Origin of the sequence: Sedimentimonas flavescens, assembly GCF_019264375.1 — a bacterium.
Taxonomy (GTDB): domain Bacteria; phylum Pseudomonadota; class Alphaproteobacteria; order Rhodobacterales; family Rhodobacteraceae; genus Rhodobacter; species Rhodobacter flavescens.
On record NZ_JAHVAI010000005.1, the window covers coordinates 179281 to 195043 of the forward strand.

The window sequence follows — 15763 nt, forward strand, 5'->3', positions numbered from 1 at the left end:
CTGTGCGGATTTTCGCACAGCAAGAACTTATCCGTCCGATCAAGAAATCTATAATGCATTGTAATATAGTAATAAAATAGACATTTTCGCGAGCTATCACGAAATTGTTGATCGGGTATGCGTTAAGCGGTTGGCTTGTTCTGGGCGCCCGAGGGGGGCGCAGATACCGGGAGGACATCCATGAAACGCTTTACCGCCGCTATGACGGCTCTTGCCCTTGTAACCTCGGCCAGCGCCGCGATGGCGCAGTGCGACGAAGGTGAGATGGTCGTCAAGTTCGCGCATGTGACGAACGCCGACAAGCATCCCAAGGGGATTGCCGCCAGCCTCTTCGCCGAGCGCGTCAACACCGAGATGAACGGCAAGGTCTGTGTCGAGGTCTATCCGAACTCGACCCTTTATGATGACGACCAGGTGCTGGAAGCGATGCTTCAGGGCGACGTGCAGATGGCTGCGCCTTCGCTGTCGAAGTTCGAGGCCTTCACCAAGGTCTTCAACATTTTCGACCTTCCGTTCATGTTCAAGAACATGGCCGCGGTCGATGCCTTCCAGAACTCGGACACCGGTCAGGCGATGAAGGGCTCGATGGAGCGCCGCGGCCTGAAAGGGCTGGAGTTCTGGCATTCGGGTATGAAGCAGTTCTCGGCCAAGAAGCCGTTGCTGATGCCGGAAGACGCCAAGGGCCTGAAGTTCCGCGTTCAGCCTTCCGACGTGCTCGTTGCGCAGATGCAGGCGCTCGGCGCCTCGCCGCAGCCGATGGCCTTCTCGGAAGTTTACGGCGCGCTGCAGACCGGCGTTGTCGATGGTCAGGAAAACACCTGGTCGAACTCCTACGGTCAGAAATACTACGAGGTGCAGGACTCGATCACCGAGACCAACCACGGTGTGCTTGACTACCTGGTCGTCACTTCGACCGACTGGTGGGACAGCCTCGACCCGGCAGTCGCCGAGCAACTGGCAACCATCATGCACGAAGTCTCTGTCGAGCGGAACGCCGCCGTCAGCGACGTCGAGATGCAGGCGCGTCAGTCGATCCTCGACGCGGGCGGCAAGATCAACGAGCTGACCCCCGAGCAGCGCGAAGCCTGGGTCACCGCGATGAAGCCGGTCTGGGCACAGTTCGTGGATGGTATTGGCCAAGAGAACATCGACGCGGCGCAGGCGATCAACGCCCAAAACTGATCGTCTGATCCCGTGTGCGCGCGCGGAAGCCCATATCTGCGCGCGCATCCATTCAACCATGTAGAGGGACTGACCATGAGCGCGAAATATGCGCCGAAAACAGCCTTTGGCTGGGCTGTCCATCACGCCGAAGAGACTGCGATTGCAGTGACGCTCGGGGTGATGACGCTGATTACCTTCGTGAACGTGGTGCTGCGCTACGTCTTCGCCCACTCGATGATCTGGGGGCTCGAGGCGACGCTGATCCTGTTCGCGTGGCTTGTGCTGCTTGGCATGTCCTACGCCGTCAAGGTGACCGCCCATCTGGGCGTCGACGCGGTTCTGGGCTTGGTGGGGCCGGGGATGCGCCGCATCCTGGCAATCGCCTCGGCGGTGCTTTGTCTCATCTATGCGTTCCTTCTTCTGAAAGGCGCATGGGATTACTGGGCCCCCTTTGGCGGGTTCGAGCAGACCGGCGGGCGCTGGTTCCCCGAGGGTTTCATCAAGACCCGGGATCAGGCCTGGTATGAGACCGAGACTATCCCGATGCCGGACTGGCTGCGCTTCATCGAAGGCCCGATGAACCAGGGAGAGGCCTACAACAAGCTTCCGCGCTTCATCCCTTACTTCATTCTGCCGTTCGGTACGGCGCTGCTGTTCTTCCGGATTGCTCAGGCAAGCTGGGACATCCTGCGCGGCCGCCGTGAAGCGCTGATCGTCAGCCACGAAGCCGAAGAAGCCGTCGCCGAAGTGCGCCACATGAACGCCGAGGACTGATCCATGGAAACCGTCATTCTCTTCACCATGGTGGTCGGCTTCATGCTGATCGGCGTTCCGATCGCCATCTCGCTCGGCCTCAGCTCGATCCTGTTCCTTCTGTGGTATTCTGATACCTCGCTGGCCTCGGTCGCGCAAACGCTTTACCAGTCGATGGAAGGGCACGCGACGCTGCTGGCAATTCCGTTCTTCATCCTGGCCTCCAGCTTCATGTCCACCGGGGGCGTGGCGAAACGGATCATCCGCTTTGCGATCGCCTGCGTCGGGCACCTGCCGGGCGGCCTGGCCATCGCGGGCGTCTTCGCCTGTATGCTCTTCGCGGCGCTTTCTGGTTCGTCGCCCGCGACCGTGGTTGCCATCGGTTCCATCGTCATCGCGGCGATGCGTCAGGTGGGCTACTCCAAGGACTTCGCGGCAGGCGTGATCTGTAACGCCGGTACGCTCGGCATCCTGATCCCGCCCTCGATCGTGATGGTGGTCTATGCCTCGGCCACTGACGTTTCGGTCGGGCGCATGTTCCTTGCCGGCGTCATTCCGGGCCTTCTCGCAGGCTTCATGCTGATGGCGACGATCCTGATCATCGCGATCCGCAAGAACCTGCCCAAGGGCGAGTGGCAGGGCTGGGGCGAGATATTCGACTCGTTCAAGGATGCCTTCTGGGGTCTGATGCTGATCGTCATCATCATGGTGGGCCTCTACGGCATCCCGGGCATCACCGCGGGTATCTTCACTCCGACCGAGGCCGCCGCCGTCGCCGCCGTCTACGCCTTCTTCGTCGCGAACTTCATCTACCGCGACATGGGGCCGCTGGACGAGGGCGAACAGAAGCTGCCGCTGTGGAGAAAACCGCAGGCGATCATCACCGCCTTCTTCCACCCGGCAACCAAGGCGACCCTGTTCGAGGCCGGCAAGCTGACCGTCACCTTGATGTTCATCATCGCCAACGCCCTGATCCTCAAGCACGTCCTGACCGACGAGCAGATCCCGCAAAAGATCACCGAGGCGCTTCTGGGCGCGGGTCTGGGTAAGATCATGTTCCTCGTGATCGTGAACGTGATCCTGCTGATCGGCGGTCAGTTCATGGAACCCTCGGGGCTGATCCTGATCGTCGCGCCGCTGGTCTTCCCAATTGCGATCGAACTGGGCGTGGACCCGATTCACCTCGGCATCATCATGGTGGTGAACATGGAGATCGGGATGATCACGCCGCCCGTGGGCCTCAACCTCTTCGTGACCTCGGGCGTGGCCGGCATGCCGATCATGCGGGTCGTGAAGGCGGCGCTGCCCTTCCTTGCGGTGCTCTTCGTCTTCCTGATCCTGATCACCTATGTACCCTGGCTCAGCACGGTGCTGCCGACGGCCGTCATGGGACCCGAAGTGATCGTGAAATAAGGCTCCGCACCCGCGAGCTTCAAGAAAAGGAAAGGGCCCCGGCGCGAAACCGGGGCCCTTTCTCCTTGTCCAAATACCTCGGGGGTGAGGCCCGCAGGGCCGAGGGGGCAGCGCCCCCTTTCCCTCAGGCGCGCTCCAGCGCGCCGATGATCGCCCCGAAATCGGCAGCCTTCAGCGAGGCGCCGCCTACCAGTGCCCCATCGACATTCGAGGTCGCAAAAATCTCGGCCGCGTTCGAGGGCTTGACCGAACCGCCATAGAGCAGCCGGATCTGCGCGCCCTCCGACCCGAAACGACCGTTCAACTCCGAGCGCATGAAATCATGCACCTCGGCGATCTGCTCCAGCGTCGGCGTGCGGCCGGTTCCGATCGCCCAGACGGGTTCATAGGCAATGACAGTATTGACCCCGGTCGCCCCGTCGGGGGTCGAGCCGAACAGCTGCCGCCCGATCACTTCAAGCGTGGTTCCCGCGTCGCGCTCGGCCTCGGTCTCGCCAATGCAGATCACGGCTACCAGCCCTTGGGCGCGCGCGGCCTCGGCCTTGGCGCGGATCATCGCGTCGCTCTCGCCATGATCGGCGCGGCGCTCGGAATGGCCAACGATCACATGGCTTGCGCCCGCATCGGCCAGCATCTGGGCCGAGATGTCACCGGTATGCGCGCCCGTGAGTTCCATGTGACAATCCTGCCCACCCACCGAGACACGACCGGCAGCCGTCGCAGCCATCGCCGAAACCAGGGTTGCCGGGGGGCAGAGCAGCACGTCGCAAGCCGGATTGGGATGGGCCGCGATCAGTGCCTCGACCTCGGACAGGCTGGCCGCCAGCCCGTTCATCTTCCAGTTGCCCGCCGCGAGTTTCTTGCGCATGTGCCCCTCCCATCGTTTGCGCCACATTAGGGCAGCGCGCGGGCGGGCGCAAAGGGCAATTGGATCAGCCCGCCTCGGGCATGTCCTTGAACTTGATGGATTCCCCGCACCCGCAGGCCTCGGCCACATTCGGGTTGCGGAACTTGAAGCCGGATTCGAGCAGGCCGACCTCATAGTCGATCTCGGTGCCCAGAAGGAACATCTGCGCCATGGGCGCGATCAGAACGCGCGCCGGGCCTTCCTCGACCACCATATCCATGGGGCCAGCCTCTTGCGCGACTTCCATGGTATATTCCATGCCCGCGCAGCCGCCCTTCTTGACGCCGATGCGGAAGCCCGCAGCGTGCTCGCGCTCCATCAGCCGGGCAATTTGCTGCACGGCGGCCGAGGTGAGCGTAACGGGCGGTTTGCCGGGAATGGCGAACATGGCGGTCTCCTGAGGTCCAGCGCCAAAGATAGGGGCCGGGGTGGGGCGCGGCAAGGTGCGCGCCCGGATGCGCTTACATGAAGCCCAGTTCCAGCCGCGCTTCGTCGGACATCATGTCCATGCCCCATTGCGGGTCGAAGGTCATCTCGACATCGACGGACTTGATACCATCGACACATTCGACCGCATCCTGCACCCAAGTCGGCATCTCGCCGGCCACCGGGCAGCCGGGCGCCGTCAGCGTCATAATGATCTTCACATCGTTCTCGCCGCTGATCTCGATCGTGTAGATCAGCCCGAGGTCATAGATGTTCACCGGAATCTCGGGGTCGAAGACCGAGCGGCAAGCCTCGACCACGCTATCGTGCAGCGGGTGCTCGGTCGTCGAAGGCTTGATCAGAGGAGTGCCTTCAAGGGGGGGCTGGGCATCGGTTGTCATGGAAAAGTCCGGTTCTCGCGAAAGTCGAGAGTTTATATAGGGAATGGCGCGGCCAAGGTAAAGGCAGCGATTGCCGCAGGCTTGACCGCAGCGCACTTCCGCGCCAAACCGCTGGCATGGTTCCGTTCGACAAACTCGCCCAGATCACGCAGCGCTTCGAGTATCTCGAGGCCAGGCTGAACTCATCCGCAGCGCCCGCTGAGATCGCGGCGCTGTCGCGCGAATATTCCGAACTGCGCCCCGTGGTCGAGGAAATCGCCGCCTACCGGCAGGCGCTTGACGACGTGCGCGAGGCCGAGGGCTGGCTGTGCGACCCTGAGATGAAGGATCTGGCCGAGGAAGAACTGCCGCGCCTGCGCGCCCGCATCCCGGAGATGGAGCAGGCCCTGCGCCTGGCCCTTCTGCCCAAGGATGCCGCCGACGCGCGCCCCGCGATCTTGGAAATCCGCCCCGGCACCGGTGGCGAAGAGGCTGCGCTGTTCGCGGGCGACCTGCTGCGGATGTATCAGCGCCACGCCGAAAGCCACGGCTGGCGGTTCGAACTGATGGACTTCACCGAGACCGAACTTGGCGGCGTCAAGGAGGCCGTCGCGCGGATTGAGGGCGAGGGGGTCTTTGCCCGCCTGAAATACGAATCCGGCGTCCACCGCGTACAGCGCGTCCCCGAGACCGAAGCCGGCGGGCGCATCCATACCTCGGCCGCGACTGTCGCCGTGCTGCCCGAGGCCGCCGATGTGGACATCGACATTCCCGCCTCGGACATCCGGATCGACACGATGCGCAGCTCGGGCGCGGGCGGGCAGCACGTCAACACCACCGACTCGGCCGTGCGCATCACCCATATCCCGACCGGGATCGTCGTGACCTCGTCCGAGAAATCCCAACACCAGAACCGTGCCAATGCCATGGCCGTTCTGCGTGCCCGGCTTTATGAGGCCGAGCGCGAACGGTTGGCGACCGAGCGTGCGGCCGACCGCAAGGCGCAGGTCGGCTCGGGCGACCGGTCCGAACGGATCCGCACCTACAACTTCCCGCAGGGCCGGATGACCGATCACCGCATCAACCTGACGCTTTACGCGCTGGCCCAGATCATGAACGGCGACCTCGATGAGGTGATCGACGCGCTGACCGCGCATGATCAGGCCGAGAAGCTGGCGGAGATGGAAGCGTGAAGGCGCAGGCCGCCCTTGTTCATGGCACCCGGCGGCTTGTCGCAGCGGGGATTGAGGGAGCGGCGCTCGATGCGCGCCGCCTGATGGCCCATGCTCTGAATGAGGCACCCGACCGGCTGACGCTGCGCCTTCAGGACGATCTGACCGAGACCGAGCAAGCGGCCTTTGACCGCGCCATCACCGCGCGCGAGGCCCGTCAGCCGGTCGCGCAGATCACCGGGCGCCGGCTTTTCTGGGGGCATGAGTTTCGCGTGACGCGCGACACGCTCGATCCGCGGCCCGAGACCGAGATTCTTGTGGCCGCGGCCATTGAAGAGCCATTCGCCAAGGTGCTCGACCTTGGCACCGGGACCGGCTGCATCCTGATCTCCTGCCTGAAGGGGATGCCCTTCGCCGTCGGCACCGGCACCGATGTCTCGCCCGCCGCACTTGCTGTTGCACAAGACAACGCCACCCGGCTTGGCGTCGAGAAACGCGCGCGTTTCGCGGCGTCCGACTGGTTCGCGGCGATCAACGGGGTCTTCGACCTGATCGTCTCGAACCCGCCCTATATCGCCGAAGACGAGATGGCGGGCCTGTCGGTCGATGTGCGCGAATGGGAGCCCCTTGGCGCGCTGACCCCCGGCGGTGATGGGCTTGATGCCTACCGCGCTATCGCGCGTGGCGCCGCGCCGCGCCTGATGCCGGGCGGGCGGGTCTTGCTGGAGATCGGCCCGACACAGGCGCAGCAGGTCAGCGATCTGCTGGCCGCGCAGGGGCTTGAGCGGGTCGAGGTGCGCCAGGATCTCGATGGCCGCGACCGCGTGGTGATCGCGCGCAAACCGCTCGAGGGCGGGGGCTGCGGCTGCGCCTGATCGGCCGGCTGTGGCACGTCTGCGCATATCGGCGGGAAAAACCCGCCAATTCGCGTCCTCGGTGCAGATTTTTGCTTGCGAGTCCTGCCATCCCATGATTAGTCAAACTTGTGCAGGGCGGATGTCGATCCACCGCACGGCTCAGCTTCACACTGCGGGTCACTTGGTTTCAGGCGGGCACTTGCCCGGTTTCCGAAGGACCAGCCCGCAAGGAACGGCCAGTATCCGCTTTCCGGATCGCAGCCCAGACGTCAGCAGCCCCACGGGGCAAAACGAACGAAAGCTCATGAGATCTTCGAAATCCCGTTCGCGCAACAAGTCGAACCGCCAACGCTCGATCGGCAATATCATCAACCGGGTTTTTGATAGCTCGGGCCCCGAGGGCAAGGTGCGCGGCACGCCGCAGCAGATCATCGACAAGTATCTGATGCTTGCTCGCGATGCGCAGCTGTCGAACGACCGCGTGGCCGAACAGAACTTCCTTCAGCACGCCGAGCATTACACCCGTATGCTGGGCGAGGCGCAGCGCGAAATGGCGCGCGAGCAGGAAGAGCGTCAGCGTCAGAACCAGCAAAACGGCCATGGCCAGCGCGAGCGCGGTGAGAACCGCAGCGACGATCAGCCGCGCGAGGACCAGCCCGAGCCGCAGCCCGCCGCCGCCCCCGAACCGCAGGAGCAACCGGACGAAGGCTCGACCCTGGTCGAAACGCCGGAGATGCGCGCCGAGGCGGTGATTGCTGCGGCGCCTCCTGCCGCCGAGGGCAAACCGGCCAAGCCGCGCAACCGTCGTGCGCCTCGCAAGCCGCGCGAGCCGAAGGGTGAGGATGCGCCCACGCCCGAAGCGCCGAGCGAAGCCCCGATCGAAGAATGAATGCCAGAACCGCGCCCCAACCGGCGCGGTTCGCATTTTCAGGGTGCTCAGCTGCGCGCCGCTGCGACCAGGCGCGCGAGGTGGCAAAATTGCTCAAGGCTGACCCGCTCCGCGCGTTCCGTCGGCGCGATACCTGCCTCTTCCAGCAGGCTCTCGATTTGCGGATGAATACCCTTCAGCGAGGCGCGCAGCATCTTGCGGCGCTGGTTGAAGCCCGCCGCGACCACCCGTTCCAACACCTTCGGATCGGCCGGAAAACGCGGCTCGGGCAGGGCGCGCAGATGCACGACGGCGGAATGCACCTTGGGCGCGGGCGTGAAAGCCTCCGGCGGCAGGATCATCACGATCTTCGCCTCACAGCGCCACTGCGCCAGAAGCGCCAGGCGCCCGTAATGGTTCGAGCCGGGCTTGGCCACGATCCGCTCGGCCACTTCTTTCTGGAACATGAGCGTCAGGCTCTCCCAGAACGGCGGCCATTCCTTGGGCGTGAGCCAGCGCACCAGAAGCTCGGTCCCGACATTATAGGGCAGGTTGGCCGCAATCCGGATCGGCGGGGTCAGATGCGCGCGCACATCGACTTCCAGCGCGTCTCCGTTGATCACCTCCAGCCGCCCGGGATAATGCGCGGCAATCTCGGCCAGCGCAGGCAGGCAGCGCGCATCCTTCTCGACGGCGAGCACCTTGCGCGCCCCTTCCGCGAGCAATCCGCGCGTCAGCCCGCCCGGTCCCGGCCCGACCTCCAGCACATCATGCCCGGTCAGATCCCCAGCCGAGCGCGCGATCTTAGCCGTCAGGTTCAGGTCCAGCAGAAAGTTCTGCCCAAGGCTCTTCTTCGCAACCAGCTCGTGATCGCGAATGACCTCGCGCAGCGGAGGAAGCCCGTCGATCGCCGCCATCTGTGCCTCCTGCCTTCAATGTGGTCCAAATATCCTCGGGGGTCCGGGGGCAGACAGCCCCCGGCCTCATCATTGCGCCGGGGATAGGGCATTCGCGCCGCACGGGCAAGATCAGCCCGCGCGCGCCGCCCCCATCTGCGCCGCCAGCTTCAGCGCGGCAATCAGGCTTGAGGGATTGGCGCGCCCGGTCCCGGCGATATCGTAGGCGGTGCCGTGATCGGGCGAGGTGCGCACGAAGGGCAGGCCAAGGGTGACGTTCACTCCCTCGTCAAAGGCCAGCGTCTTGATCGGGATCAGCGCCTGATCGTGATAGGCGCAAATTGCGGCGTCGTAACGCGCGCGCGCGGCGGCATGAAACATTGTATCGGCAGGCAGGGGGCCGGAGAGCGCAAAGCCCTCGGCGCGCAATGCCCCCACCTCGTCCCGCATCCAGTCGATCTCTTCACGGCCCATTGCACCGCCTTCGCCCGCGTGCGGGTTCAGCCCGGCGATTGCGATGCGCGGATTGTCGATCCCGAAATCGAGCCTCAGCCCCTCGGCGGTGATCCGCACCGTCTCGCGCAAAACGGCCGGAGTGAAGGCGCGCGGCACATCCGACAGCGCGATATGGATCGTTGCGGGCACGACGCGCAGCGCGGGCGCGGCCAGCATCATCACGACCTTGGCGCCCCCGGCCAGATGCGCGAGGTATTCGGTATGGCCGGGAAAGGCAAATCCGGCCCCGTCTTTGAGCGCCTTCTTGTGGATGGGTGCGGTGGTCAGCGCCAGCCCCTCGCCGCGCATCACCAGATCGACACCCTTTGCGATCACGTCGATGACGCCCTTGGCATTGGCAGGATCGGGCTTACCCGGAAGGGCCGCCGCCTCGAACGGATGCGGCAGCACCGGCAGGGCGCTGCCCGCATGTGTCATTGCCTCGGAAAGCTCCGAGACTTCGCGCACACGGGTGCCGCGCGGAAGATGTGCCGGGTCGCCGATCCAGACGAAAGGCAGGCTTGCCCCAAGGGCCTCCCAAGCCTTGGCGGCGATCTCGGGTCCGATGCCCGAGGGGTCGCCGCAGCTCAGGATGACGGGCCGGTCGCTCATGGGCGAACGATCACCGCGCCCGCAAGCAGATCCGCCATGTCGGATTCGGAATAGGCGTTGAGGCGCTCGTTGCTCAGGCGCTGGCCGATCTCTTCACGGCTCGGTGCGGTCTCACCCTCGGCCACGGTCTTCTCACGCTTGCACAGCATCACGAGTTCGGTGTTGGCGCCACGCTGGAGCGCGCGGGTCTCGTTAATATCCATGCTTGCCAGCGCGATGGCGATATCTTGCGGGATGGCGCCCTGCGGTTGGGTTTCCCGGATCAGCCGATCCTCGGGCAGCCCCTTGGCGACTCCGTAAAGGTCATCGCACCGATCGATGCGCGCCTCGATCTCGGCCACCTGACGCGCGCTGTCTGCGATGCCCGCAGGCCCCACGACAAAACGCGCGTATTCCAGCGTCTGCGCGCTCGCAGGCGCTTTGCCGCCCTCATCGATCGAGCGCAGCATGAAGACCGCGACAGCGTTGGGGATCTCCATCGGCGCACTCGCCTGACCGGGCTTGAGGCCCAGGATCACCGAGCGCAGTGCGGGCGGCATGTTCGAGATCTCCATCCAGTCGAGATGGCCGCCGCGCGGCGCAGATTCGGTCGCCGAAAGTTCGCGCGCAAGCGCGCTGAAGCTTGCATCGCCCGAGGCTGTCGAGGCGCGTCGGGCGGCAGCCATCGCTTCGGCTTCCTGGCCGGGCGGGGCGGGAATGATGATCTCCGAGATCAGCACGCGCGTGGTCTGCCCACGCGCGCTTTCGACCAGCATTGCGCGGTCGATATCGGTGGCCGTGATGCGGATGCGGTTGGCGTATTTCGCCCGAATGGTTTCGCGCCACAGCAGGCCCGCGCGCACGAAATCGCGGAATGTCTGTGCCTCGACACCGCCCTTGCCAAGTTCCTGCACGAACTGCTCTGTGGTCATCTTGCCGCGGCTGGCAAACTCGGCCATGCCCTGCTCAAGCCCCTCTTGCGAGAGGGTGATGCCTGCCTGACGCGCGGCGCTTTCGCGCAGGCGATCCTCGATCAGGGCCTTCTCCGCCTCGGCCCGCAGATCGCCGGACTGGCGCAGCAGGGCCATGAACTTCATGCGCTGTTCAATTTCGAAGGCAGTGATGCCGAGATCGTTGACCATGATCACCGGCGCGAAGGGTGAAGTCGACTGCGCATGTGCCGCGCCATGTCCGGGCTCTTGCATCAGAACAGAGCCACAAACCATGGCAAGGATGGGAAGAATTCGCTTCATCGTTCAATCCGTCGTCTGCCTGTTTCGTTCATCGGGCTATGGGGGCGATCAGCGCGTGCAGACCCGGCGCTCGGCCCCCGAGGCCGCTTTCGCGCCGAAACCCGCAAGCTGCACGGACAGCCCGATCCCGGTTTCGGGCTTCACACTAGAGGAGGAAGTGAATCTGCGCGAGAGGGAAAGATCGACCGTCACGCATTCGGTGGCATATTGCAGCCCAAGTGAGGCCCGGCTGGCCCGGTCGGCCGTGAAATCGTAGCGCGCGTCAAACTTGCCCGACCATCCGCGACCCAAGCCCCAACCGCTTTCGAGTTGCAACTCCGAGATTGCGTCATCGCGCCCCTCGTCGGGGTTTTCCTCCATCCAGAGGTAACCGGCGCCGATCTGGTAGCGATCGGCGGCATAAGCCAGCCGCAACTCGTCGCGCGAGAAATTCAGATCGTCGTCGAACAGCGCGCGGTTCGACAGCATCAATCCGTTGGCCCCGCTCAGATGCGCGGCCACAAGCCAGTCCGAGCGCGTGCCCGACAGCCCCGATCCGCTAGAGAATTGCCCGAGATCCTCGGCATGGAACACCCGCCCCGCCGTCACCCCGAGCGACCAGCCCGCCGCGTCGTTGCGCGTCCAGCTTAGGCCCAGGTTGGCGCGCAGCCCGCGTTCACGCATGTCACCGCCCGGAAAGCGCGAGAAGGCGAACAGGTTGCCCTCGTCGAACTCGGTCAGCCAGCTGTCCTCGTTAGGCAACTCGTCAAGCGAGTCGCGGCTCCAGATCAGCTGAGCCACGGGTTCGATGACATGGGCCGCGGCACCCGAGGTCTTGACCCAGGGCCACCGCAATTCAAGCCCAAGCGAGGGCAGGGCGCGCAGGTTGGTCGTCTCGTAGTTAGGGTCCTGGTTGACCACCGCCGCATCAAGGGCAAGCTCCGCCTCGGTCGAGGCCAGGATGCCACCGCTCAGCAGCCAGTTGCGGCGCCAGTCGGCGACCAGCGAGGCGCGCACCCGGTCGCGGCCGTCCGGTATCAGATCGAGATCACCGCCGTCCAACTCGGAATCGGCGGCACGCCGCAGCGCGCCGAGCTGCCATTCAAGCGTCGCTTCGCCCCCGATCAGGCCGGGGCGGAACACCTGTATCCATTGCGCATCGCCCGCCAGCATCGGCTCGGTCGAGTTGCTTTCCCCTTCGCGCAGCGAGTGGGTGTTGCCGATGCGCGCCCAGATCAGCTCATCCCGGCGTACGCGATCGAGCGTGACGCCTGACCAGAGGCGGTCGTCATCGGTGATGTCGTAATCGACCAGATAGGCATCGTCGCTGGTCAGGCGCAGCTGGAGACCCAGGTTGAAATCGTCGGGCAGCGCAAAGCGGCTGTCGATAAACAGGTAGCCGCGGTCTTCGTCTTTCAGAATATCGTCGCGTGAGAAGGCTCCGTTGACCTCAAGCGTGCCGTTGTCGAACGCCCGGCGATACCGCATCCCCAGCGTCACCGTTTCCGAGGTGGACAGATAGGGCTCGACCGTCAGGTCGGCGCTGTCGCCAAGCGTGAAGAAATAGGGAACCTTGATCCCCGTGCCGAGGTTCGAGGTTGTCCGTACGCTCGGCATCAAGAATCCCGACATGCGCTCGACCGTCGGGTCGGGCATCCGCATATGCGGGAAGTAGAAGACGGGCGCCCCCATGACGCGGAACTGCGCCCCGTCGAAAACCAGCTGGCGCGCTTCGGCATCATGGGTGATCTGGCGCGCGCGGATCTCCCACAGTGGGGTCGGATCGGTGACGCAAATCTCGCAAGATGAGGCTACGACCTGGCTGAAGGTGGTGATCCGGCCGTCCTTGCGCTCAATCCGCGCGGCGGCCAGTTGCAACTCGCGCGCCATGACCATGCGCGCGCCCACCATGATGCCGTTTTGCAGATCGCGTGACAGCTCGGCCTGATCGGCCAGAAGCACGTTTCCGGCCTCGCCGGGTTCGATCAGGCGGATCGGGCCTTCGACGGTCAGCCGGTCGGCCTTCTTGTCGTAGATCAGGCGAGAGGCACTGAGCCGGTTCGAGCGATAGTAGATCTCGACCGCGCCCTCGGCGATCAGCTGATCGCTTGCGGTCAGCAGAATGCGGTCGGCCAGCAGCGTCGCGGCCTCATCGACGGCGGTAGCCGCGGTTGCACTCTGCGCGAAGGCGCGCGGCACATAAACGCCGCCAAGCGCGGTGCCAAGCGCAAGCACGGCAAGAAGCGTAACGGGGGCGCTGCGGAAAAAGCCCATCAGCCGTCCTCCAGGTGAAGAATGAGCGCCGTGGACAGCATGAGCGCGATGGCAGGCGGCGCCCAGGCCGAGAGGATCACCGGGATCTGGCCGTTGTCGCCCAGAACCTGCGCGATATTGCGCAGGAAAAACACCGCAAGCCCCGCTGAAAGCGCCAGCAGAACCATCGTTCCGCTCCGCCCGAAACGGACATGCCGCATGGTGAACCCCGCTCCGATCAGAACCATCGCCGCCAGAATCAGCGGCTGCGCCAGCTCCATGTTGAACCAGACCTGATGGCGGCGCGCGGAAAATCCGGCGTTCTCGAGGGAGGCGATGAATTTGGGCAGATCCCAGATTGGTACGGCCGAGGGGGTGCCGAAGCTGTCGCGGATGCGCGCGGCGGTCAGATCGGTGGCGATGCTCAGGCTTTCTGCGCTTGTGGCGTCACGCTCGGGATTGGTCGAGGCACCGATCGGCCAGTCCTTGGCTTGCGTCAGTTGCCATGCGCCGGGGGTCAGCAATGCGCTTGTGGCGTCTATACGCCGGATCGGGCCGCGGTCGGGGGCCACGATCAGGAAGGTCACGTCGTAAAGCTCGGTCGCGTCGAGATTGGCTCGCGCGGCTCGGATCACCGCCTGACCGCCGGGGATCTCCTCGGTGCCCTGGCGCATCCATACGCCTTCGCGCCCGATCGAGACCGTGTCCGCCCCGGTCTGGCGGTAGCGGTTCGCGAGTTCCTCATAGCGTTTGGATGTGGCCGAAACGATGGGGTTTCCGACTGCAACCATCAGCGCGCCGAACAACAGCGCGACGACAACGGGGGTTGCCAGCATCCGCATTGCAGAGAGGCCCGAGGCGCGGATCACCACCAGCTCGGACGAGCGCGCGAGGCCAAGAAACAACACCACCGCGGCAAGGATCACGATGAGCGGCAAGATGGTATAGACCGAGGCCGGGACACTGAGCGCCGAGAGCAGGGCCGCCTCTTTCAGGCCGACCTGCGCGGCGCTGAAGCTGCGGATCTTCTCGACCATCTCGATCAGGAAAAGAATACCCCAGAACGCGCCCAAGACCATCAGCAAGGCGCGCAGGAAACGGCGGGCGAGGTAGATGGACAGCGTCATGCCGAGGCGCCCTCCGCCAGCACCGTGGCCGAACGGGGGCGACGGCGAGGCCGCCCCGACCACCACAGCAAAAGCCCCGTCACGCAAAGGGCCGTGGCCGCGGGCAGGTAGTTCAGCCACCACGCCTCGGGCGCCGATTTGGTGGCGCTGTCAACGGCGTTGGTCAGGAACTGCAACATGATCAAGCCAAAGATGGCCCCGCCGATCTGGCGCCAGAGACCAAAGCGGGAATAGCCGCCAAGCATCAGGAACGCGAAGCCCAGCAATGTCGCCGCCGGAGCCAGCAGGGGTTGCGCAAATCGCTGGTGGACGACGCGCGTCAACCCGGCGGCATCCTGATGGGTTTGCTCCATCACGGCTTCGGGGGTGCGCAGGATCGGGATGGTCATGATCTCATCGATGCTGCGGCGCGTACGCGCGCTGACCGCCATCAAGGCACCGATATCATAGGTAAAATCGGCAAAGCGCATCGTTGCGAGGCTTTGGTCGGATAGCCGAAGCGTCTGCGCCATGCCGTCGAACATCACCAGCTTGGGGCCGCTTTCCGAGGGCACGATCAGCGCCCGCTCGGCGGTGTAGGTGGTGCGGGTGCTGCCTGCGCGTGCATCCGACAGGAAGATGTCCAGCAACTCGCCCAGTTCCGAGATCTGACGGATGTAGATGGTCACGCCGTTTGCCGGGTGCTGGAACGACCCCTCGACCAGGAAACGCGCGGTGACGTTCTCGGTCACCTGTTGCTGGCGCTCGGCCATCTGCGCGCGCGAGGCAGGGACAAGGAAATGCACCAGCAAGGTCATCATCACGGCGACGATCAGCCCGAAGACGGCCACCGGCCAGGCAAGCCGCCAGGGCGAGGCGCCCGTGGCCTGCATCACCACCAACTCACTATCCTGGCTGGCACGGTTGACGGCATAGACCCCGGCTGCGAAAGCCGCGACCGGCAACACCACCCGCACCACATTGGGCAGGGTGAGGGCAGTGAACTCAAGCACCACCCATGCGGTCTGGCCATCGGAAATGAGCCGGTCGAAGAGCCGGACCGCCTGGTTGACCCAGTAAACCGACACCAGAACCAGCGCGAAAAAGCCGAATAATGCCATCAGCTGAGAAAGCAGATATCGGTCCAGACGCGTCAAACTCGCTCATCCCCCGGGATGTTTCACCCTCTCTAGCGCGTCGGGGCGGCGCGCGAAAGGCCCCGGAGCGGGGCGCTTTTCATTTTCGCGCGT

15 protein-coding genes are annotated in these 15763 nt (G+C 64.7%); 6 read left to right on the forward strand and 9 right to left on the reverse strand.

Features of this window, described 5'->3' with window-relative positions:
- Positions 1-180: 180 nt before the first annotated feature.
- From KTQ37_RS06935 to KTQ37_RS06945, 3 genes are all read left to right on the forward strand, one after another.
- Positions 181-1182 carry a TRAP transporter substrate-binding protein gene (locus KTQ37_RS06935; protein ID WP_218629767.1) on the forward strand — a complete coding sequence of 334 codons (1002 nt, stop codon included), beginning with the start codon at positions 181-183 and terminating at the stop codon, positions 1180-1182.
- A gap of 75 nt (positions 1183-1257) precedes the next feature.
- The gene (locus tag KTQ37_RS06940; RefSeq protein ID WP_218629768.1) at positions 1258-1938 is read left to right on the forward strand and encodes a TRAP transporter small permease; all 681 of its coding nucleotides are present in this window, start codon (positions 1258-1260) and stop codon (positions 1936-1938) included.
- A gap of 3 nt (positions 1939-1941) precedes the next feature.
- The gene (locus KTQ37_RS06945) at positions 1942-3330 is read left to right on the forward strand and encodes a TRAP transporter large permease (protein WP_218629769.1); all 1389 of its coding nucleotides are present in this window, start codon (positions 1942-1944) and stop codon (positions 3328-3330) included.
- Between the two features lie 124 nt (positions 3331-3454).
- Here KTQ37_RS06945 and tpiA read toward each other — a convergent pair whose 3' ends face one another.
- The 3 genes from tpiA to KTQ37_RS06960 form a co-directional block, all read right to left on the reverse strand.
- On the reverse strand, positions 3455-4198 hold the full coding sequence (gene tpiA, locus KTQ37_RS06950) for a triose-phosphate isomerase (RefSeq protein WP_218629770.1): 744 nt from the start codon (positions 4196-4198) through the stop codon (positions 3455-3457).
- Positions 4199-4262: 64 nt separating this feature from the next.
- A complete protein-coding gene (locus KTQ37_RS06955) occupies positions 4263-4625 on the reverse strand; it encodes a HesB/IscA family protein (RefSeq protein WP_218629771.1) in 363 nt (120 codons plus the stop codon).
- 73 nt (positions 4626-4698) lie between these two features.
- On the reverse strand, positions 4699-5064 hold the full coding sequence (locus KTQ37_RS06960) for an SUF system Fe-S cluster assembly protein (protein ID WP_218629772.1): 366 nt from the start codon (positions 5062-5064) through the stop codon (positions 4699-4701).
- Positions 5065-5180: 116 nt separating this feature from the next.
- Here KTQ37_RS06960 and prfA point away from each other — a divergent pair, with 116 nt between their 5' ends.
- The 3 genes from prfA to KTQ37_RS06975 all read left to right on the forward strand — a co-directional run bounded on the left by prfA (position 5181) and on the right by KTQ37_RS06975 (position 7961).
- Positions 5181-6236: a peptide chain release factor 1 gene (gene prfA, locus KTQ37_RS06965; RefSeq protein ID WP_218629773.1), complete on the forward strand. Its 1056-nt coding sequence runs from the start codon at positions 5181-5183 to the stop codon at positions 6234-6236.
- Positions 6233-7090, forward strand: a complete 858-nt coding sequence (gene prmC, locus KTQ37_RS06970) for a peptide chain release factor N(5)-glutamine methyltransferase (RefSeq protein WP_218629774.1) — start codon at positions 6233-6235, stop codon at positions 7088-7090. Before prfA ends, prmC begins: the two co-directional genes overlap by 4 nt.
- Before the next feature lie 286 nt (positions 7091-7376).
- Positions 7377-7961 carry a DUF4167 domain-containing protein gene (locus KTQ37_RS06975; RefSeq protein ID WP_218629775.1) on the forward strand — a complete coding sequence of 195 codons (585 nt, stop codon included), beginning with the start codon at positions 7377-7379 and terminating at the stop codon, positions 7959-7961.
- Positions 7962-8008: 47 nt separating this feature from the next.
- Here KTQ37_RS06975 and rsmA read toward each other — a convergent pair whose 3' ends face one another.
- From rsmA to lptF, 6 genes are all read right to left on the reverse strand, one after another.
- Positions 8009-8857, reverse strand: coding sequence for a 16S rRNA (adenine(1518)-N(6)/adenine(1519)-N(6))-dimethyltransferase RsmA (rsmA, locus tag KTQ37_RS06980; RefSeq protein WP_218629776.1), 849 nt, complete (start codon positions 8855-8857; stop codon positions 8009-8011).
- Between the two features lie 111 nt (positions 8858-8968).
- Positions 8969-9943 (reverse strand): 4-hydroxythreonine-4-phosphate dehydrogenase PdxA, encoded by a 975-nt coding sequence (gene pdxA, locus KTQ37_RS06985; protein WP_218629777.1) that lies wholly within the window; start codon positions 9941-9943, stop codon positions 8969-8971.
- Positions 9940-11175 carry a peptidylprolyl isomerase gene (locus tag KTQ37_RS06990; protein ID WP_218629778.1) on the reverse strand — a complete coding sequence of 412 codons (1236 nt, stop codon included), beginning with the start codon at positions 11173-11175 and terminating at the stop codon, positions 9940-9942. The genes pdxA and KTQ37_RS06990 overlap by 4 nt, the downstream gene beginning before the upstream one ends.
- A gap of 48 nt (positions 11176-11223) precedes the next feature.
- Positions 11224-13428, reverse strand: a complete 2205-nt coding sequence (locus tag KTQ37_RS06995; protein WP_218629779.1) for an LPS-assembly protein LptD — start codon at positions 13426-13428, stop codon at positions 11224-11226.
- Positions 13428-14534, reverse strand: a complete 1107-nt coding sequence (gene lptG, locus KTQ37_RS07000; RefSeq protein ID WP_218629780.1) for an LPS export ABC transporter permease LptG — start codon at positions 14532-14534, stop codon at positions 13428-13430. Before lptG ends, KTQ37_RS06995 begins: the two co-directional genes overlap by 1 nt.
- Positions 14531-15670, reverse strand: coding sequence for an LPS export ABC transporter permease LptF (gene lptF, locus KTQ37_RS07005; protein ID WP_218629781.1), 1140 nt, complete (start codon positions 15668-15670; stop codon positions 14531-14533). The genes lptG and lptF overlap by 4 nt, the downstream gene beginning before the upstream one ends.
- Positions 15671-15763 lie beyond the last annotated feature (93 nt).

Coding starts and splice junctions, on each gene's coding strand:
- rsmA (WP_218629776.1), bottom strand. CDS start 8,857: ATGGCGGCGATCGACGGGCTTCCTCCGCTGCGCGAGGTCATTCGCGAT.
- pdxA (WP_218629777.1), bottom strand. CDS start 9,943: ATGAGCGACCGGCCCGTCATCCTGAGCTGCGGCGACCCCTCGGGCATC.
- prfA (WP_218629773.1), top strand. CDS start 5,181: ATGGTTCCGTTCGACAAACTCGCCCAGATCACGCAGCGCTTCGAGTAT.
- KTQ37_RS06995 (WP_218629779.1), bottom strand. CDS start 13,428: ATGGGCTTTTTCCGCAGCGCCCCCGTTACGCTTCTTGCCGTGCTTGCG.
- KTQ37_RS06940 (WP_218629768.1), top strand. CDS start 1,258: ATGAGCGCGAAATATGCGCCGAAAACAGCCTTTGGCTGGGCTGTCCAT.
- KTQ37_RS06935 (WP_218629767.1), top strand. CDS start 181: ATGAAACGCTTTACCGCCGCTATGACGGCTCTTGCCCTTGTAACCTCG.
- KTQ37_RS06990 (WP_218629778.1), bottom strand. CDS start 11,175: ATGAAGCGAATTCTTCCCATCCTTGCCATGGTTTGTGGCTCTGTTCTG.
- KTQ37_RS06955 (WP_218629771.1), bottom strand. CDS start 4,625: ATGTTCGCCATTCCCGGCAAACCGCCCGTTACGCTCACCTCGGCCGCC.
- KTQ37_RS06960 (WP_218629772.1), bottom strand. CDS start 5,064: ATGACAACCGATGCCCAGCCCCCCCTTGAAGGCACTCCTCTGATCAAG.
- tpiA (WP_218629770.1), bottom strand. CDS start 4,198: ATGCGCAAGAAACTCGCGGCGGGCAACTGGAAGATGAACGGGCTGGCG.
- KTQ37_RS06975 (WP_218629775.1), top strand. CDS start 7,377: ATGAGATCTTCGAAATCCCGTTCGCGCAACAAGTCGAACCGCCAACGC.
- KTQ37_RS06945 (WP_218629769.1), top strand. CDS start 1,942: ATGGAAACCGTCATTCTCTTCACCATGGTGGTCGGCTTCATGCTGATC.
- lptG (WP_218629780.1), bottom strand. CDS start 14,534: ATGACGCTGTCCATCTACCTCGCCCGCCGTTTCCTGCGCGCCTTGCTG.